The sequence below is a fragment of the Pseudomonas sp. genome (assembly GCF_030690725.1).
In the GTDB taxonomy this organism is placed as follows: domain Bacteria; phylum Pseudomonadota; class Gammaproteobacteria; order Pseudomonadales; family Pseudomonadaceae; genus Aquipseudomonas.
Map to the genome: position 1 here is coordinate 1 of NZ_JAUYGD010000011.1, position 20,568 is coordinate 20,568.

The following is a 20,568-nucleotide window of genomic DNA, read 5'->3' on the forward strand; positions in this document are numbered from 1 at the left end:
GGATTGACGCTTGTTCACTGCTTACCCCACCAACTGATTGAGAGACAGAATCGGCAGCAGAATGGCCAGTACGATCACCAGCACCACCGCCCCCATAAAGACCAGCATAAAGGGCTCGAACAGCCCCACCAGCAGCGCCACCTGGGCGCCCAGATCGTTTTCCTGATTGCGCGCGGTGCGTGCCAGCATCTGATCCAGCTCACCGGAGCGCTCACCGCTGGCGATCATATGCAGCATCATCGGCGGAAACTGCCCACTGGCTTCCAGCGCGCGGGTCAGGCTGCCGCCCTCGCGCACTTTCTGCGCGGCAATCACCACATCGGCGCGGATTACCCGATTGGCAATCACCTGTGCGCCGATGCCCAGGGCTTCCACCAGCGGTACACCGCTGCGGGTCAGAATCGCCAGGGTCGAAGCAAACCGTGCGCAGTCAGTGGCACGAATCAACCGCCCCACCAGCGGGATGCGTAACAGAAAGCCGTGCCAGCGCGCTTTGACCGCATCATCACGCAACGCCCAACGCAAGGCGAACACGCCCAGGATCGCGATAATCACCGCCAGCCAGCCCCAGCCTTTGACCCAATCACTCAGGGCAATCAGGCCACGGGTCAACGCCGGCAGGGTTTGTCCGGAGTCGACAAACACCCGCACCACATCCGGCACCACATAGCCGAGCAGGAAGCCGACAATCAGCAAGGACGCGCACATCAGAATCAGTGGATAGAGCAGCGCCAGCTGGATTTTCTGCCGAGACTGCTGTCGTTGCTCGGTGTAATCGGCCAACTGCTCCAGCACCGGGCCGAGATGGCCGGCATGCTCGCCCGCCGCCACGGTGGCGCGGTACAGCTCGGGAAAAGCAGAGGGGAATTCTTTCAGACTACTGGCCAGGTCATGACCTTCCAGCACCCGCGCGCGCACGGCCAGCAACATGCTTTGGATACGCGGCGAACTGGCCTGGGCCGCCGCTGCGCGTAGGGCTTCCTCAATTGGCAGCGCAGCCTGCACCAAGGTCGCCAATTGCCGGGTGATCAACGCCAGATCGCGAGCCGAGATACCGCGAGCAAAACTGAAGTGCGAGCCTGCGCCTGCATTTTCACGGGTACGAGTGGCTTTGACATCCAGTGGCGCCAGTTGCCGTTCGCGCAGAATCTGCCGCACCTGGCGCGCGCTGTCGGCTTCCAGCACACCTTTCTGCTGGCGACCTTTGCCGTCGAGGGCGAGGTATTCGAACGCGGCCATTATTCTTCCCCGCTCATTCTTCGCGAGTCACGCGCAGCACTTCCTCAACCGTGGTCGCCCCTTCCAGCACCTTGCGCCGGCCATCCTCACGGATGTTCGGGCCGAGGGTGCGGGCATGGCGGGTCATGTCCTGCTCGGAGGCCGCGTTGTGAATCAGGGTGCGCAGGTGGTCATCGAACACCACCAGTTCGTAGATGCCGGTACGGCCGCGGTAGCCGAGCTGCTTGCATTCAGGGCAACCCTTGGCATGAAACAGCGTGGGAGGTTGTTGCGGATCCACGCCGAGCAGGACGCATTCGGCCTGATCCGCCGAATAGGGCACCTTGCAGCTGGGGCAAAGCACACGCACCAGGCGCTGGGCCAATACGCCCAACAGCGAGGAGGACAGCAGGAAAGGCTCGATACCCATATCGACCAAACGCGTCACCGCGCCTATGGCACTGTTGGTGTGCAGCGTCGAGAGCACCAAGTGGCCGGTGAGCGAGGCCTGTACAGCAATCTCTGCAGTGTCCTTGTCGCGGATTTCGCCGACCATCACCACGTCCGGGTCCTGACGCAGGATGGCGCGCAGGCCGCGGGCAAAGGTCATATCGACCTTGGTATTGACCTGGGTCTGGCCGATACCTTCGAGGTTGTATTCGATCGGGTCTTCGACTGTGAGGATATTGCGTGTGTCGTCGTTGAGGGTGACCAGGCTGGAGTACAGCGTGGTGGTCTTACCGGAACCGGTGGGGCCGGTAACCAGCAAGATGCCATGGGGTTTGCTGAGGGTTTCCTGCATCAATGCCATATCACGTCGGCACATCCCCAAGTGCTTAAGCGACAAGCGCCCCGCTTGCTTATCGAGCAAACGCAACACCACTCGCTCGCCATTGGATGACGGCAAGGTGGAAACGCGGATATCCACCTCACGGCCGGCCAAACGTAGGGAAATACGCCCGTCCTGGGGGATACGCTTTTCGGCGATATCCAGCTTGGCCATTACCTTGATCCGCGAGACCAGCAAGCCGGCCAACTCACGACGCGGGCGCACCACCTCGCGCAGGATGCCGTCGATACGAAAGCGCACGACCAGGCGCTTCTCGAAGGTTTCCACATGGATATCCGAGGCGTTTTCCTTTACCGCCTCGGACAGGATGGCGTTGATCAGGCGGATGATGGGTGCATCACCCTCCTGCTCCATCAGGTCTTCGGTTTCCGGCAGACGCTCGGCCAGGCTCTCAAGATCCAACTCATCGCCCAGGCCTTCGACCATTTGCATCGCCGCCGAGGAGTTATGTTGATAGGCATCACTAAGCGCCTGATCGAAGGCCTCCAACTCCAGCGGCACAATCTCCTGCACCTGCCCGGCAAAACGCTGCGCCTCCGCCAAGGCGGTAACCGAGGTGCCCGGCCGGTAAGCCAAGTGCACGCCATTGGCCGTCGCCATCAGCAACACGCCATGGCGCTTGGCAAAGGCGAAGGGCAAACGCCGCGCATCCAGCTCGCCGCTGGGCTCGTCGATCAAATCGGAGGGGGGGGCAAGCATGGCAGGGTCCGTGGCGCGGAAACGCGGATGAAGGCAGAACGATGGCGCATAGTGTAACTATATGGGGCGCGTATGGCTGCAGCGCCGAGCCTGATACGACTAAACTGTGAACATCCAAACACTCAAGTGCTTAGCTAAATCCATGCCCCACAGACTAATTGGCTTATCGCTCAATCTACTGCTTCCTGGCGCAGGGCTTGCTTATTTGGGGTCTGTCAAGGGAGCCTTGGCGTTCCAAGCCGTATTCTATTTGCTGCTAGCTTTCCTCACGCTGACACGCCTGATTCTGCACCCAATCGGTTTGATAACCCTGATATGCACGGTACCCCTACTCTGCCTAGGAAGTGCCTGGTACGGTCTGGCCTCCTCCCCTTCCACATTGAAAATGCGTGAACGGCTTATTCGCTTACTCGGCTTCAGCCTACTGAGCATACTCAGCCTTGGGCTTGGCCTGGCGAATAAACAAAGCCTATTGGGTATTCAAGTGTACTTTGTACCTTCGCCATCAATGACCCCAACGCTAAATCCCGGCGATTTTATTCTGGTTGATACATGGGCCTACTCTACTCACCCTCCTGTCACCGGCGATATCGTGGTATTCCAGCAGGCTGACGATTTCGCGGTCGTCAAACGCTGCGCCAACTGGCCGGGTACAAACTCCGGCATCCAAGATAATCGACTATATGTCTTAGGGGACAATCCTCGACTGAGTATGGATAGTCGGAGGATTGGCGGAATAGACCTCGGCAAAATCAACGGCAAGGTTCGTCTCAAGCTGGTTACTTGGCAGCCTGAGAGCCAACACTGGCAATGGAAAATGGTTGGCGTGCATTAAAAAGGCGATGGATTTAAAGCAGCCTACGCCTTCTCCAAATTCCCCCACACCACTTCAACCGCTAAGCTCGCCTTGCTCTTGGCTGGTTTGAAATAGAAAACCTCACGAAATTCCGCCACAAACTTGGTTAGATAGCCCTGTTCAAACTCGCTGGGTCTATCCGCTGAATAAATCTCCACTCGGAATTGCCCGTCGAACTTCTTATCCAGAATGTTACCCTCCCATCCCAACGGATGATCGCAGGTTTCATGAATAAGCCGGCTCAATTCGCTGGCGGCAGAACGGATGGCTTTATTGACTGACTTATCCTTCACTCTAATACAATAGCTATGCTTGCCCTTGACGGCCGAAACGGCCTGCTCGATTTCAATATTGTCGGAAATATCCAAATGAAACGAGCCCTGGCTAAGCGTCTCTTCCGGTGTCCAGATCAACTGCGCGCGGTCGAAAGTATGGAAACGCCGAGCCAGTGGCAGGATATTGAATCCCTCCTTAAAGCCATAATTTCCGCCATCGATTCGCCATTCATTGGGGAATGAGAGCCCTTGCGCCGGCTCGCCGTTCAGCGGCAGCAATAAGAGACTTTGCGCCTCATAGATATCAAACGCTAGATAGGCATTCCGATTATCTACCCAGGTCAGGACTCGGGTTTCCTCATCTAGCGCCGCCTCGAAGGTGAGCACGGGCGACACCTCAATTTCGCCATCGACGACTTGAAAGCGTTGTATGCCGGCAAAGTCCACCACCAATACACTGCCGTCGGGCAGGTCCTGCACCGCCAGAATGACTCCGTTGAAGCGCCGCACGCCAGTTGCTCGCTCCCCCTCTACGTCGTATACCTCGTATTCTTCCCCAGGACTCAGTGGGAAAAAGAACAACGGTTTGCTAAAACGCGCCACACCACAATTATTGCCACTTACCGGTCGTATGATTGAAAAGACAACCTGACCATTCATATTGAATATACGCCACTCACTATCGCTACCCAGCGCCAGATGGCGATCACCCAGATGCTTCGGATACTGATGAGGTACGCGATAGAGCTCTTCGCCACCAGGGTCTATTACTACAATTTCTTTATCAGATGACTCGTTTTCTTCTATGGCGACCAGATAATTTTCACACGCGACGGGCGAAGAACTCGATTTAAATTTGAATTCTCCATCGCCATAACAAGCTAGATACAGCTTGTTTGCTAACCTCAACACCCGGAATGAGCCAGAAACTTCACCAGCCACCAGATCGATATTATTCAATGGAGCTACAAGCTTGACACTATCACTGGTAACAATAAGCGAGCCAATATCGGCCACAAAATCGAGCCCACCAACCTCCGCGCCATTATAACCGTGCGGAAAACTAAAAATGATCATTAGCCGGGAACTCCTGACAAAATTACTTTAACAGCTTCATCTACAGCATCTTTAATATCATCAAACTCTCCCCCGGGTTTAATTTTCCCCAACAAATATTGCTGAAATTTTCCCTCTTTAATAATTTCCGCTTTAACTTCATTTATCAGCGCTAAGCGGTCAATCGTTTCATCGGAAAATTCCCAACGAATATTCTTGTTTCCACCAGGGCCCAAATAAGTCGCCAAGTCCTTCATCAACTGCCCCGGCGCACCATCCGTACCATCCGTTTTTTTGCTGAAGTTTAGGGACTCCTTAATTCTCGTCAGCGAGATATGCTTGTTCCAGGACTTCACTTCGACAAAGTATGTAATTGCATTGCGCTTGACGACGATATCGTAAGTTCTTTTGCCAAAAATCTTTTGCATAATCTCAGGCAGAGATATTTCAAAGCCAATAAGCTCGTCGCCCTCCTGGGTGAACTTCTTCGACGCAACCCTGATCGTGCCCGCACCACCTCGGGCAACGAAAATCAGCGCACGGTCATAGCTGTCCTTAACGAAAGCGCCTATTTGCCCCAATACCGCCGAATAGTTCTGAGGATCGGCACCTTTCGAGAATTTCAGTTCTAATTTGTAAAACTCCTGTACAAACTCACTGAAACTTTTCCCGCCAAAACAATCAGAAGGGGTGCAGGGCGTTCGGCGTAGGGCAGCCAGCCCCTCCTGCCCCCCGCGCGCGTATACTGCGAGCAGGGCCATCAAGTCCGGCGACTTCTTCGCCAACTCATCGAGGTTGCCGCCGCGCTCTTTCACCAGAAAGCCGATGACTTGAGTGAAGTGCGCCGCCACTTTGTTTTTGGATTTGAAGGGTTGAGTTTTTTCTTCCACCTCTTTAAGAACTTTTATGAAGGCTGCCACCGAGGTATTTTTCAGAATATCGTCGATACCAGCCGCATAGGCCGCACCGACAAAAAAAGCAACGTAACGATCAAGCGCCGGGCTCTGCGTCACCGTGACGGCATTGATGGCACCCTCTTCGATCATCCAGTAGGTGTAACCCACCCATATATCGAAATCGTCGACGCTATCCACGGCCTTAACCAGGAAGTCTTTTATAGTGCCGCCCTCATATGCGGCAAAGGCCACCACTTGCAGGATGGGCACTACTTTTTTCAATGCCGCAGTGCGCGTGCCCGACAACCCATTCAGCACTTTCGCATCGAGGTAGCTGACCAGGTTAGTCAACACCTTGCTACCTTTCATGACCTTGGCGGCCGTCTTCCCGCCCGCCAGTGCCGCATCGACCGAAATCCCAACCCCCGTCAACTCGGCCAGCGTGCCGGCTATCCCTAGCCCCGCGAACACATACGTCGCCTGATCGAATTTCTCGGTATTGTCGGTATAAAAGTAATACCCATGGATCACGAAGTCACGAATATCGCCAACCAGTAACAGGCTGGCTACAAAGTCACAGATGGTACTGGCCGCGCTATCTACGCTTCCGGTTATGATGCCGTCGATACATTGCGACAGATAAATGACCGAAGTCCCTGCAACGTTCAATTGTGTCCGTAAGGTCTTCAGTGTACTCAGTTCGGCATAAGCAACGACTGTATCCAGCACCCCACTCGATGTTTTGACCTTGATTTCGGCTTGGCGGATTTTCTTTTGCAATTGGCAGTCGACGACAAACTTGAGGAAGGCCTCCGCCGAACCGATCAAATCATCCGTCATCACTGGGTTGCAGGTAGCGGCATCGTCCACGGGCGCGGCATGGGCGATCAAAATTTGGCTAATGGGAGAGAGCAGCTCTTTGTTGGGGGTTTCCCTCAGCGCCATCAGGTTGCTGAAGTTGGAGATCAGCCGGAATCGGGCCATGCCATCCGCACCGACCGTGGCATCCGCTTGCTCATTGCCACTCGCGAGGCGCAGCACGGGGGCTTGGCTCCAGTCGTAGACACCCAGCTCATTCAAGCGGCCCTGAAAACCCTCGCCGATAACCAGTGCATATTGTTCTTGCTGCCCTTTGAGCGGCTCCTCCAATGGCACTTTAAGAATTTGTTTATCAAGCTGAACGATCAGGGTCTGCTCGACAACATGTACGCCCAGACGGTGCCAGGCACCGGACTGAACCGCAGCGGTGGTCAGTTCGCGAGTACCACTTTCCATCTGGGCAGTTACTTTGACTTCACCAATGCTGGTTAACTCGATCTTTAGACCGCTGGCGGAAAGATCCACCAACTTACGGCCGAAGGCGACGGGATCGGCGCTGAAAGCGAAGCTGATACCGACATTGTCGGTTCGGGCGAAGGCACCATCATAAGACAAGGCCAACCGGCTATCCGTCTCGCCAAAAACAATGAATTTGTCTTTCTTTCCTAGACCAATGCTTTGCACCTGAGCCTTGTTGGCTATTAGCTCACGGCCGAACTCATCATCGACAAAGCGCCCATTAATGGCCGGTGTCTGCAAATCCCAGAACGCCAATGGTAATAGGTTGGGTTTGAGATAGTCCTTCAGGTCAATCGAGACGGTTTCGCCCTCTGCCCCAGGAACCAGCACGTCCGTTTCCGCACTGAAGCCGTCCGTGCCATCGGGGGAGCCTATCCGACTACTGACCAGGAGCCGGTTAGACAATCTCAATGCATTGGCCGGGGCTTTAACGGAAAAAGCTTTGTCATAGAGCGAGTCGTTGATTCGGGCGATGACTTTGCCAGCGCCCTCGAAATTGCCAGCGTTCAAACGGGTTTTGGCCATATTACCGGCCTCGATCTTCAGGTCGCCCTGCTCGACCGCCCCCCGTAGGCTGGTGACTTGAAGGGATAGCCCGGTCAAATCTCCGTAGGCCGACTCCGCCTTGATCGTAACTTCCCCGCTCCCACCTACCACCAGATTGGAAGGAGCCTCGATTACCAACGCAACATCCTCGACGGTGACTGGGATGCTCTTCTCTATATCGCCCGCCTTCACGATTAGCTCTTTAGCGCCAGGGGAAGTATCGCCAATCGCCTTGATCTTGATCTTGCCGTTAACGGTCGCAAAATTTCCTTCGACGCGCATATCGGCGGCATTAATACCTATGATCGTTCCATCTTCAACCAAGTTCCCAAAGCGATCTTTAAAGGTTAGTTCCAGTTCGACCCCCCCTAGCCCACCGATTACCGTTTTGCCGGAAGATACATGGGTGATCTCATAGGGTTTACCGGGAATAATCTCGTAAGTCGCTGACGGGGCCTTAAGGTCATAGGGCTCCTTGAAATGGGCCGTAACGCTAACTTTCTGTTTGGCCGTGGTCGGCAGTTTCAGCGCAGTGGAGAAATACCCCGTTGTATTGGTTTCACCAGTGCTCGAAGGGGTGGCGTTGCCTTGGACAGACCAGCCTATTGTATAAGGGCTTGTGGCTTCCTTGCCTTTTGGCCGTAATACCAACCCCTCTACGGATTGAAAACCTTCCGCGGCGGTATCTGCGGTTATTTTGATTGTGTCGCCATTCGGCAGTGGTAACGGGATAACCAGCATATGGTCGAATGCCCATTCCCACAGAATATTGCCAACATCGTTATTCGCATAAAGACGGATACTTAGAAAATCATCCACGTCCAACGCCGTAAGATGGTCGATATTGTCGAATGTGATACTTTGGTTCGTACCGATCTTAACCTTGGTCTCTTGCTCGCCCACAGCCAGTATCATTTCCCGTTCACCCGCCATATCGATTGGGGTGAGTTGTGTGAATTCACTTTGTAAGAGGCTATAAACGAATTCAACCAGCTTGTCAGTTGCCGAGAGGGCCGGTTTATCCAGATCTATCTTCTGTCCCAAAGAACTGTCGTATTCAGTTCTTTTTATCGAGTCGACGGTAAGCTCATACAAACTAAATTGCATCTCCGGCCGATACTGCCAGCTATACATCGGCTCCGGCTTCTTCAGGTTCAGCTCGGGCTTTTCCTTATCGGCTTTGCGATAAGCCTGGCGGGCGATTTCGCTGGCTTGTTCGTCGTGCAGCGGGACTTGTACCGGTACGTATTTAGACGGCCGGTATTTGAGGATGCCCTCGCCATTGCCGGTGGCGAAATCCGGGTTGCGGTTTTCCGGCTGCCCGGCCACTTGCAGGTAGAGGTGTTGTTTGGCCAGAACCTTTTCCGGCAGTTGGATGATCTGCACCTGTTGGCCAGGTTTGATCTTGAATTGCGAGAGGTTGTTGGCGCCTACGGGGGCGAGTTGGTTGGCGGCAACGATTTTGGCCAGGCGGCCGGTGTAACCGTAGTCAGCCAAGGCTTCGGGCAGGGGGCCGCCGTCCTGGTCGCGCCAGTCACTGTAGATGGCAATGCTGATATCGCTGCCGAGACCAGCACCTTCGTTGCCGATCAGCTGCTTCTTCTCTTCGCCGCGGGTCATGCCCTGTTCGATCTTGTTCTTGCGCTCGGCCCAGATTTTCAGATTGGGCGGGGTGAGCTGGATGCGGGCCTGATTGAGGTCGATCATGTTGCCGTTTAACGAGGCATTGAGATTGATTCGTGTGCTGCCCATATAGCCGGTGGGACGGTTGATGGCGATGATGCGCACCTGCTCCCCAGACTTTAGGTGGTTGGCGGTGCGCTTTTGAAACTCTTCGGTAAAGCCACCGGCGCTTTGCCACTTGTTGAAATTGGCTTCACCGCTGCGGCCTGACAGGGCGTAGGTATTTTCCGCCGAACCTCGCAGTTGGATGGTGAAGCGGAAGCTACCTTGCTTATCGTCGACGCCGGAGAAGGTCTTATACAACTCGCTCTCGTGCAGACCACGGCGCTCAGCTACCAGCTGTCCGGTGGATTCGCGGAATACATAGATATCGGTGTCGCGCAGGTCGTCCTTGCTGATGCTCTGCAGCAGGCCTCGGTCCTTGAAATCAGCTTTGGTATCGATCAGGCGGGTGAAGTCAGGCGCTGTGTCTTCTGTGCTGGCTGGTTTTGCACTATGCCGGCTGGACAGGTAGATGCCTTGCAGTTCGGCCTCTGCGACTGCGGTTTCGACGAAAACTTCACGCTCTTTGCCGTCGATGGTTTTTTTGACTTTCTTGCCCGGCACGATGATTTCTGGCTTTTCATCGCCATCGAAGTCGTAGGCTTCTTGGATAGTTTTGGCGTAGTCACTGGCCTGCGGGTTGTAGGCTGTTTTGGCGTCCAGTTTCACATTGGCAAAGGCGGCGGCACCATCAATTACCATCAGATCGACAGGGAAATCGAATTTCGGTTTTACGAATGTTGCGCTGGTCGTCATGGCCAGCGTAGCCAGCATGCTAATCGCACTCAGGCCGTTACAAAAGTCGTAGTCCTGACGCACCAAGTAATAGGGCATCATCGAGTTGCCGCGTGGATTGAAGCGCGAGTAATACAACTCCAGGTAGACCGGGGTGGTGTACTCGAAGGTGAATCCGGGGCACGACGGCAGGAAGTAATGCATGCTGTAGTTGCCGTCCGCATCGGTGATGGCGTAACCACCGGTGATATGCCCCCCGAGGGTCACAGGAACACTGGGCATCTTGCCGTAGATTTCGCTGCCATGATCACGACGCTTATTGGTCTCAACCTTGCCGTCTTTGCCGAAGAAGCCCACACGAAATGCGATGGTGTTGGCTGTCTGGTGCAGAATGTCCCCAGCTTCGGAAACCAACAGCGATTTGCTCGACGCTGACGGCTGCACGCCGGATTTTATTGGCAGCTCGAGCAACAGTAGATCGGAGCCATCCTTGAGGTAGCGGTTGTTCTGCGCGCGCACCAGAACGGTCAGCGCAGTGGGAGATATCGAGGGTTTCTGGATACTTTCGCCACCGGCGGTTTTAAAGGTGCTGCCGCGATAAGCCGCTGCAGTCATTTCTTCGTGCTCGGGGTAACGCTCTTTGGTATCGGCCAGGCGCTGAAGCAGGCTGCGGTAATAAGCCCCCGCCATGATTTGCGCGCGCTCGTACTGACCCGTTTTCTCGGCGATCTCACGGCCTTCATTGCCACTGTTGTCGTACTCAACGTAGTACGGATTGCCCGCCGGGCTCAAGACAATGGCCCGGGTATAGACCGCGCCATGCTTGTAGTAGATCTGCGGGATATATACGCCAGGCACCATACCCAGCGCCCAGAGAGCATTGGCGGCGCTGCTCCAGCCGACCAGCAAAACCGCTATCAGGCTGGCGGCACTACGACGCCCTAGTGTGTGGCAGAAGCTGCGCCATATGGTGCGAAAGAAAAGCAGCATGTCCATCTATCAAGCATCCCTGAGCTGGCGCTATTGGCTATTGTTCAAACGGTTCAATTCGCTTTGCAGTTGACGCAGATTGAGCTGCCCCTCTGCATAGGCTTTGAGTGCGGGCTGGGCTTCGCCGCCGACCAGGGCAAAACCAATCAGGTCGAGGGTTTGCAGCGCCAATACACCGCGGCTGTGCACCCGGTAATTGCTCACCTGCCCGACACCCACGGGCACGATGCGCTTAGCCTGCGGGTCGAAGCCAACCATCACCACGTAGTCATCGTTATCCGGTAAGTAGGCGTAGCTGTCGCCCAACTTCAGGGCAGCCAGATCGACACTGATCTCACCGTCTACAGCAATCCCACCAGGCTGCAAACTGTACATCCAGTAAGGCAAGGCCAGAGGCTCAACCGGGTAGGGTAACTGGGAGAACTCGAGGATCTGCGCGTGCACGTCACCGGCCTGGGTTCCGTCGGGGAACTGCAGGCTGGCCTGAGTCAAATCGAGCTTCAGCTCGCCTTGCAGCAGACTGAACGCCTGACCGCCTTGCAGAACGCTGTAAGGCAGGTTGCTGTTCAGCTGCGCTAACTGAAAACGCCCCAGCTCATTACTACGACCGCCCTGAATGGCAACCGCCTTGCGCTCACTACCGTAGTTGCGATTGGCCTGCCCCGGGTTCACCTCCAGCCGATAGTTGCCGCCAGCAATGTTCTCCTGCGCAGAGTCACCAAAGCCGAAGTTGAACGCGCCATCCCGGTTGGTGCGGCTACTGCGCCCCAACTCAACAAGGCGAACCTCCAGGTTGGGCACGGGCTGCTGTAACTGGTCAAACACCGCGCCGCTGATCAAAGTTGGCAGAGCTCGGGTTTGGTAGCGGATGCGTTGCAGCTCCTGACCGTCGTAGCGCACCTCAACCGATACTTCGGCGGCATAAGCCACATCACGGACTGGGTAGAAGGCGACGACCTGATTACCAGGCAGCAGCGATAGCTCGCCCGGCACCGGTTCATAGCTGCGGTTTACATCCACCAATTGATAACCTTTGGCCTCCAGTGGGTTTACGCCTAGCGGGTCCATATCCACGTAGGTTTTACCGTTTGCACTTTCAAAGACCTTAAGTTCTAACTTGGCCGGATCAATGGCCTGATTGAAGTAAAGGGTTATGAAGTCGTTAGGATCGACGTTCTTCGCGGCGTTATTCGGCGAGATACGCTCCAAGGCAATCGGTACCTGCTCCTGCGTCACCACCGTGATGCTTCGATTGCTCTGGGCCACGACTTGCTGATTACCATCCTGCAACACGGCAAGCAGGCGGTATTGGCCACTTTGCGGAGGGATTTGCAGGGTCGCGCTCTTCAGCGTGGTATCACCCTGCAAGCCCGCGTCAGACAGGACATCACCAGCGGCAGAGAGCAACAACGCGCGCGGGAATAGCTGGCCACTGAGGTCCTCGATACGCGCTGCCACTTGCAGCCTGATAGGCTCGCCGAGATTGAGCAGTTCGGTGCCCTCGGTCGGTAGCACCCAGTTGATCGCGGCTTGCCCGGACAGCTCCAGGCTGTACTCGCGCCGTGCTTGATTGCCAGCCTGGTCGCGGGCCTCCAGGGTTAGGCTGACCGGCTTGCCGAGCGGCAAAGCGACCTGAGTGACAAAGCGAAATTCGCCAGTCTGAGTACCCGGTTGCAGGGCGACATCCTGGCCATTGATCTGGAAGCTGGCGAGGTTGTTTTCACGCACACTGCCTTTGATCGAGTAAGGCTGCTCGCTCACACGATTCTGCGCGGGCAGCTCCAGTAGCTGCGTGTCGAGGATGATTTGCGGCGCTTGTTGGTCCAGCTGCCAGCTAAGACTCTGGCGCGTTTCCTGGCCGCTGTTATCACGAGCGATCAGCTCGACACTGAACGACGATTGGCCGGCAGGAATACTCAGGGCTTCACGCAGATCCAGCAACTGAGTGCCGGGGGCACGCAAGTTCAGACTACGGCCATTGAGCGTAATCAACTGCAGGCCGGCCTCGGCAAATACCTGACCACTGAGTTGAAAGCTATTGCCCGGCAACAGGCTGCCATTAGCGGGCGATAGATTGTCGAAGCGCGGCGGGGCGAAGCTGGTCTGCGGCGGCCGGTAAGTGACCTGCACACTACGTTGAACGCTGCGCTGCTCTACCCAAGCCTGAATCGACAGCGTGTTAGGCCCCGGCTGCAAGTTAAGAGCAGTGGACTGGAAGTTGAACTCGGTAACCTGTGCGGTAGGCGAAAGGGCAGCGGCCTGACCGTTGACCAAGACCTCCATACGCTGGGCCGGCTGGTCACTGTGCAGCAAGCCACGCACCACCAGAGTGGCATCGGTCAAAACAGCACCCGGCTGCGGATAACTGATGCTCAGGCCGATATCGCTGGCCAACGGCTGACGTTCCACTCTACGGGTGCGCTGCGCCGCGTTGCCGGCTTTGTCGAAGGCCGTCAGGGTCAGCAGGTTGGTGCCTTCAAGCAAGGGTACGCTCGCCGTCCACTGCGCCGCTTGCACGCTCACGGCAAAACGCGCGCCTGGGAAGCGGTCTGAGCTGAACTCCAGGCGATCCACACCGGAGCCACTGTCGCTGACGCTGCCACTCAGGTTCACACTGTCTTCATTGACGCTGATAAGTTCCGGCCCGTCGATACTGACATCCGGCGCCACGCGATCAGGGAAATCGTTGGCATCATCAGGGTTAGTGCCAGCGGCTATTTCTTCCTCATTGCTGACGCCATCGCCATCGCGATCCGGATCGGTGTTATCGCCAATGCCGTCGCCATCCAGGTCTCTGCTTTCCGTCGCATCGTCGGGGAAAACGTCTTGATCATTGGCTACACCGTCGCCATCGCGATCATCGTCTAACGCGTCCGGGGTGCCATCTTTATCCAAATCGGTAGGCACGCTGGTCTTGTCGTCTGGATCAGTGCCCAGCTGAGTTTCGTGATCGTTGGAGATGCCGTCACCATCGCGGTCGGTATCAGCGTTATCGCCAATGCCATCGTTGTCCAGATCCTTCGACTCAGTTGGGTCACGGGGGAAAGCATCCGCCTCATTAAGGACGCCGTCTCCGTCGATGTCGTTATCGAGGCTGTCAGGGATGCCGTCATTATCCAGGTCGTCAGGCACGCTGTTCTTGTCGTCGGGATCTGTGCCGACCTGAACTTCATAATCGTTAGAAACGCCGTCGCCATCACGGTCAGCATCAGCGTTATCGCCAATACCATCGCCATCCAAATCTTTTGACTCGGTGGGGTCATCCGGGAAGACATCAATGTTGTTTGCTACGCCGTCGCCGTCACGGTCATCGTCTAACGCATCCGGAATACCATCTTTATCCAGATCGGTAGGCACACTGGTTTTGTCGTCTGGATCAGTGCCCAGCTGAATTTCGTAGTCGTTGGAGATACCGTCGCCATCGCGGTCGGTATCAGCGTTATCGCCAATGCCATCGTTATCCAGATCCTTCGATTCAGTTGGGTCGCGAGGAAAGGCATCCGCCTCGTTGAGCACGCCGTCTCCGTCGATGTCGTTATCGAGGCTGTCAGGGATGCCGTCATTATCCAGATCGTCAGGCACACTGCTTTTGTCGTCGGGGTCTGTGCCGACCTGGGTTTCATAGTCGTTAGAAATACCGTCGCCATCGCGGTCGAGGTCGGCGTTATCGCCAATGCCATCGCCATCCAAATCCTTGGACTCGGTTGGATCATCGGGCAGCGCGTCGAGATGGTTGGCCACGCCATCGCCATCGCGATCATCGTCTAACGCGTCTGGAATGCCGTCTTTATCCAGATCGGTAGGCACGCTGGTCTTGTCGTCTGGATCAGTCCCCAGCTGAATTTCGTAATCGTTGGAGATGCCGTCGCCATCGCGGTCGGGATCGGCGTTATCGCCAATGCCATCGCCGTCCTGATCTTTCGACTCGGCTGGGTTGTCTGGAAACTCGTCGTCCGGGTTGAGTACGCCGTCGCCATCGCGGTCATCGTCCAGGCTGTCGGGAATACCATCTTTGTCGCTATCCGTCGGTACGCTGTCTTTGTCATCCGGGTCTGTGCCCGCCTGGGTTTCATAGTCGTTGGAAATACCGTCACCATCGCGGTCGAGGTCGGCGTTATCGCCAATACCATCGCCATCCAAATCCTTTGACTCGGTTGGATCATCCGGGAAGGCATCAATGTTGTTTGCTACGCCGTCGCCGTCACGATCATCGTCCAGCGCATCTGGAATGCCGTCTTTATCCAGATCGGTAGGCACGCTGGTCTTGTCGTCTGGATCAGTACCCAGCTGAATTTCGTAATCGTTGGAAATGCCGTCACCATCGCGGTCGGGATCAGCGTTATCGCCAATGCCATCATTATCTAGATCATTCGATTCAGTTGGGTCGCGGGGGAAGGCATCCGCCTCATTGAGCACGCCGTCGCCGTCGATGTCGTTATCGAGGCCGTCAGGGATGCCGTCATTATCCAGATCGTCTGGCACGCTGTTTTTGTCGTCGGGATCGGTGCCGGCCAGAACTTCATCATCGTTGGAAATGCCGTCACCATCACGGTCGGCATCCGCGTTATCGCCAATACCATCACCGTCCAAATCCTTTGACTCGGTCGGGTCATCGGGGAAGGCATCAACGCCGTTGGCTACACCATCACCGTCACGGTCATCGTCTAACGCATCCGGAATACCGTCTTTATCCAGATCGGTAGGCACGCTGGTCTTGTCGTCGGGATCAGTACCCAGTTGAACTTCGTAATCGTTAGAGATGCCGTCGCCATCGCGGTCGGTATCAGCGTTATCGCCAATGCCATCGCTGTCCAGATCCTTCGATTCAGTTGGGTCGCGGGGGAAGGCATCCACCTCATTGAGCACGCCGTCGCCGTCGATGTCGTTATCGAGGCTGTCAGGGATGCCGTCATTATCCAAATCGTCAGGCACGCTATTTTTGTCGTCGGGATCTGTGCCGACCTGAACTTCATAATCGTTAGAAATACCGTCGCCATCACGGTCGGTATCAGCGTTATCACCGACACCATCGCCGTCGAGGTCTTTCCATTCGCGAGGATCATTGGGGAATGCATCAACATCGTTGGCCACACCGTCGCCGTCACGGTCAAGGTCAAGCATGTCTGGAATACCATCTTTATCTAGGTCCGCAGGCACGCTGGTTTTGTCGTCAGGATTAGTGCCCAGCTGAATTTCGTAGTCGTTAGAGATACCATCGCCATCGCGATCAGGATCGGTGTTGTCACCAATGCCGTCACCGTCAAGATCTTTGCTTTCGCCAGGGTCGCGAGGAAAGGCATCAGCATCGTTGTCCACGCCATCGCCATCAATATCGCTATCCAGGGCATCGGGGATACCATCGCGATCTAGGTCTTCCGGCACGCTGTTTTTATCACTGGGGTCTGTCCCCAGCTGAATTTCGTAATCGTTAGAGATACCGTCGCCGTCGCGATCTAGGTCTTTGTTGTCACCAATACCGTCGCCGTCGAGGTCTTTGGATTCAGTCGGATCATTGGGGAAGGCATCGGCATCGTTGACCACTCCGTCGCCGTCACGGTCATCATCCAGCACATCTGGAATTCCATCGCCATCCTGATCCATAGGCACGCTGGCCGGGTCATCGGGATCAGTACCAACTTGTTCTTCATAGTCATTGGAGATGCCATCACCATCACGGTCCGGATCCTGACTGTCGCCGATACCATCGCCATCGAGGTCGCACAACTGACCGAAATCCACCTTGGCCAAAGCGATCGGATTGTGGTGCGCGCGCGCCTGGGTTTCCAGAGACACATTGCGCGCCACTGCACCGCCATAAAGCAGCGAGCCATATTGCTGAGTCAGATTACCGCGGGCATAAACGAAGCCAGCCAGCGTCGTGCTGGATGCGAGGGTTACATTGCCTTCGACAAGCACCAGCATTCGTGATGCATCGCCTGGCTGTTCGTAGCCGCTGGCATTAATCCGCGCCTGCCACGGCAGCTCGAGGTTGCCCAATACATGCAAACGCACCGTTCCATTGCCAATCGGCAGTACACGAGCCTCGCTGCCTAGGGTGAGCTTCTCAACCCAGTAATCTCCCGGTGCTAGTTCCAGCGTACCGCGATAGCCCACCTCGAGTTCCCGGAGGCGATAAACCCCCGAAGCGCTAAAGCGTACGCTCGCCATCCCACCAACACTCAGGCGCGCCCACTCTTTACGACTGCCATTGAGCACAGCGCTGCCAGCATAAGATACGTCCTGACGAAAACTGTCGGTGGTTTTCAGGAAGGCCGACATCGTCGGTACGGCTGCCCGCTGGAATGTGGCCTGGCAGTCTTGCGTAGTACAACTACGGGCTGTGGATGCAAAACTATTGTCGACCCGTGTCGCCGGTAGGTATGCAGAGGGGGCATCGCGTAACTGGGCATTGAAGGCAAAACTGATGCGGCCATCGTTGCCATGGACCTGCAGCCCTTTCGCAAAGGCCGCCACGCAAAGATTCGGCTGCACAGGAGGTGGGGCTATCGCGGGAACACTTTGCGCATTACGCGGATCACTTCCGGCTACCCGCTCACGCTCGTCATCGAAGCCATCACCATCGGTATCTTCGTCGAACAAATCGAGGATGCCATCACCATCCAGATCTCCACGCTCCTGGCATTGCGTGTTCCAGCCAAGAGCACCTATAGCTGCCATGCTCGTTTCGACTCGGGCCGCAGTGCCAAGGTCGACGGTGCGGGCATTCAATGCACCACTTAAGCGAGCGGCAAAAGCAGCACGGTAGTCGCCCTCAACATAGGTGAGTGCGTTGATGGTGCTGGACGAGTCTTGTGTAAGGTTGCCTCGGATAAACAGCTGCAGCGCCTCGGCCTGCCCCGAGCCACCCTCAATATCATTGATCCGGGCCTGGAACGGTAAGGTGACGGAATTTGCCACCATCAGCTTTGCGGTTCCGCCTGCAACCCGTAGCTGGCTATTGGATGCCATATCCAGTTGGCCAATCCAATAGCGACCGGGTGCAAGTGTAACCTTTGCACCGTATGCGATGCTTAGGCGCTGGATGTAATAGGCTTGATGGCGTGTGTTGAAACTGAGCGTGGAACCGGCATCCGCCTCGATATTGCGGTAGCGGTTGAGCTCACCACCACCCGCCTCACCGGCACCGAGGTAGTTCACGCGGAGGTCATGCTGTGTGGTCACGGATGGAAATGTAAGGGCTCCCAGTCCTGCAGCCTCCCAGCCGCTAGCCTGACAGTTCTGTGTGCCGCAGCTGGGAGCGCCCCAGGGGTTTTGGACACGGACGGTATCAATCAGAGTGCTCGGATTGCCAAATAACTGCCCGCCCCACTGGAAGGTAACCCCCCCCCCACCATGAGTCTGCAAGCCGCCACTGAATACAGCCCGGCATGAGTCCGCCGCTTGCGCAAAGCCAGTGCATACGCAAAGCAACCAAACCAGTCCTACCATAAACTGGCGGCGCCTGTCCTCCCCCCGCATTCCCATAGCTTTCCGTCCGCTTAAATACAGGCTGCCCTGCCACTTCCTTTAATCGCCAGTTTCATCTGGCCACGGGTGATACGCTCGTCTAGTGCGAGCTATATTGCACTTTCACTTCCTGCAAAGCCTTGGTACTGAGGCTTTTAACCGCCTGTTTGAGCGCCTGCGGCGCCAACTTCTCGCGTATGGTCCCGCTGACTTCGCCCAATGGCTTGGCGGGCAAACGTTGCTCGCCAGTTACACGTAGCAACAACACCTGACCATCGACGAGCAGCGGGGCGATATCGCCTACCAGCGTCGACTCGACCAAACCTCGCAACGGTTGTTCCAACATTTCTGGCTTGAGGCGGTTCTGTCGGTACTCAAGCGGTTTGCCAGCATTGCGCCAGGTCGCCGCTAGAGCCTTCCAGTCGCCTCCCCGAACCAGTGGCCCACTTAGCAACGTGATCAACTCGGCGCGCATAGGCTCCTCCAGCCCCTGATCGCTGGAGATAGTCTCGAAGCTTCTCTCCACACCACCGCCGAACTCGGCGGGGTGGCGATCGTAATAGTCCACAACCTGCTCGGTGGTTACCGGCTCAGGTGTGGCATGCGCTTGCAGGTAATGCCGAACCAATAGCTCTTCGCGATAGGCCTGCGCCTTGAGATCGAGCTGCGCACGTTCGGATGCATCCAGTTCGCGTTCGGCCAACAATGCCATGGCCCGGCTACTGACCAGGCTCTCAAGAATCTTGCGCTCCACTTCCTCAGTGGCGAACAACGGCGCCGACTCGCCGAGCGTACGCTCGATGGTCAACTCCAGTTGGGCGCGAGTGATAACGCTATCGTCAACCATGACCAACGTCGCGGAGGGCTCGACTGGAACATTTTCCAGAGCCTGACGACTTTCGTCTTCGCAGCCCGCAAGGAACAGGCCTACGAACAAGCAGCTAAGGAGCTTAACTGGCAGCATGATCGTCTTCACTCTGCGCCGCGGCTTCTTCGGTTTCGGCAGGGGCTTTCCGCTCGATTTTCGCCGCTTGCTTGAGACGGTCGAGTTCGGCCTGCTTGGCTTCCTGGCGCAGGCGATAACGGATATCGCCACTAACAGCTTCGAATGGTTGCTTGATTACCTGCGGGCCCTCAATGACCTTGACTACATGGAAACCAAACGGCGTTACCAGTGGTTCGGACAATTCACCCGCCTTCATGGCGAACACCTTGTTACTAAAGGTCGGATCGATGGCGCCTTCTTGCAGCCAGCCGAGGTTACCCGCCTGCTTCGCAGAAAGTTGATCCTCGGAGTATTCCTCGGCTAGTGCGGCAAAATCTTCTTGAGAGTTAGCCCGGGAATAGACTTCCTGAGCCTTGGTCAGCAATGCCTGACGCTCGGCCTCACTCATGGCCTGGTTGGTACGCAACAGAATGTGCGCCACATGGATTTTCTTTGCCTGGAATTGATCAGGATTAGTAGCGTAGAAATTACGTACTGCTTCATCGGTCACCCGCTCACGCAGGAACTCTTCGAAATATCGGCTGATCAGCATCTGCTTGCGGAACTCGGCCACCTCGGTCTCGATCTGCTCAACAGGTAACAACCCCTGCTCCTCAATCTGCCCAGCCAAACCCTCGCGTTCCAGATACTCATCCAGTTCACGGCTGACCCACTGATTGTTCTGCGTTGGCACGCGCTTGAACTTCAAATAGGCGTCAAATCGCTCCTGAGTAACCGACTTGCCGTTCACCTTGGCAATAGATTCACCGGAAGAGTCGCAACCGACCAACATAACGGCCAACAGGGAAGTCGCCAAAGCGAGGCGCTGGTACTGCATCATTCAATCTCCACCTTAATTAGATCTAATTCCTTTTATCGCGGCGTGCGATATACCGAAGAATCGCGAAACACACCGCGACCCACCTCACAAA

Annotated in this window: 8 protein-coding genes and 1 pseudogene; 1 reads left to right on the top strand and 8 read right to left on the bottom strand. The window is 56.0% G+C overall.

Features of this window, described 5'->3' with window-relative positions:
• Window positions 1–21 precede the first annotated feature (21 nt).
• A complete protein-coding gene (gene xcpS / locus Q8O69_RS02300; RefSeq protein WP_305589290.1) occupies window positions 22–1,239 on the bottom strand; it encodes a GspF family T2SS innner membrane protein variant XcpS in 1,218 nt (405 codons plus the stop codon).
• A gap of 13 nt (window positions 1,240–1,252) precedes the next feature.
• Window positions 1,253–2,767 (bottom strand): type II secretion system ATPase GspE, encoded by a 1,515-nt coding sequence (gene gspE / locus Q8O69_RS02305; protein WP_305589291.1) that lies wholly within the window; start codon window positions 2,765–2,767, stop codon window positions 1,253–1,255.
• Between the two features lie 106 nt (window positions 2,768–2,873).
• Between gspE and lepB the strand changes: the two genes are divergently transcribed.
• Entirely contained in the window at window positions 2,874–3,602 is a 729-nt protein-coding gene (lepB, locus tag Q8O69_RS02310) for a signal peptidase I (RefSeq protein WP_305589292.1), read from the top strand.
• Between the two features lie 23 nt (window positions 3,603–3,625).
• On the opposite strand, the gene Q8O69_RS02315 is transcribed toward lepB, so the two are convergent.
• The 6 genes and pseudogenes from Q8O69_RS02315 to Q8O69_RS02340 all read right to left on the bottom strand — a co-directional run bounded on the left by Q8O69_RS02315 (window position 3,626) and on the right by Q8O69_RS02340 (window position 20,477).
• Window positions 3,626–4,975, bottom strand: a complete 1,350-nt coding sequence (locus Q8O69_RS02315; protein WP_305589293.1) for a hypothetical protein — start codon at window positions 4,973–4,975, stop codon at window positions 3,626–3,628.
• On the bottom strand, window positions 4,975–11,190 hold the full coding sequence (locus Q8O69_RS02320) for a hypothetical protein (protein ID WP_305589294.1): 6,216 nt from the start codon (window positions 11,188–11,190) through the stop codon (window positions 4,975–4,977). The genes Q8O69_RS02315 and Q8O69_RS02320 overlap by 1 nt, the downstream gene beginning before the upstream one ends.
• A 24-nt stretch (window positions 11,191–11,214) precedes the next feature.
• Window positions 11,215–17,463 carry a thrombospondin type 3 repeat-containing protein gene (locus Q8O69_RS02325; protein ID WP_305589295.1) on the bottom strand — a complete coding sequence of 2,083 codons (6,249 nt, stop codon included), beginning with the start codon at window positions 17,461–17,463 and terminating at the stop codon, window positions 11,215–11,217.
• 276 nt (window positions 17,464–17,739) lie between these two features.
• A pseudogene (locus Q8O69_RS22020) lies at window positions 17,740–18,669 on the bottom strand (hypothetical protein); the annotation flags it as partial.
• Window positions 18,670–18,751: 82 nt separating this feature from the next.
• Entirely contained in the window at window positions 18,752–19,498 is a 747-nt protein-coding gene (locus tag Q8O69_RS02335) for a hypothetical protein (protein ID WP_305589298.1), read from the bottom strand.
• A 103-nt stretch (window positions 19,499–19,601) separates the two neighbouring features.
• Window positions 19,602–20,477, bottom strand: coding sequence for a peptidylprolyl isomerase (locus tag Q8O69_RS02340; RefSeq protein ID WP_305589299.1), 876 nt, complete (start codon window positions 20,475–20,477; stop codon window positions 19,602–19,604).
• Window positions 20,478–20,568: the final 91 nt, after the last annotated feature.

Excerpts from the sequence above, each read along its gene's own strand:
- Q8O69_RS02340 (WP_305589299.1), bottom strand. The coding sequence starts at position 20,477 with ATGATGCAGTACCAGCGCCTCGCTTTGGCGACTTCCCTGTTGGCCGTT.
- Q8O69_RS02315 (WP_305589293.1), bottom strand. The coding sequence starts at position 4,975 with ATGATCATTTTTAGTTTTCCGCACGGTTATAATGGCGCGGAGGTTGGT.
- Q8O69_RS02320 (WP_305589294.1), bottom strand. The coding sequence starts at position 11,190 with ATGGACATGCTGCTTTTCTTTCGCACCATATGGCGCAGCTTCTGCCAC.
- xcpS (WP_305589290.1), bottom strand. The coding sequence starts at position 1,239 with ATGGCCGCGTTCGAATACCTCGCCCTCGACGGCAAAGGTCGCCAGCAG.
- Q8O69_RS02325 (WP_305589295.1), bottom strand. The coding sequence starts at position 17,463 with ATGTCGGCCTTCCTGAAAACCACCGACAGTTTTCGTCAGGACGTATCT.
- Q8O69_RS02335 (WP_305589298.1), bottom strand. The coding sequence starts at position 19,498 with ATGGTTGACGATAGCGTTATCACTCGCGCCCAACTGGAGTTGACCATC.
- gspE (WP_305589291.1), bottom strand. The coding sequence starts at position 2,767 with ATGCTTGCCCCCCCCTCCGATTTGATCGACGAGCCCAGCGGCGAGCTG.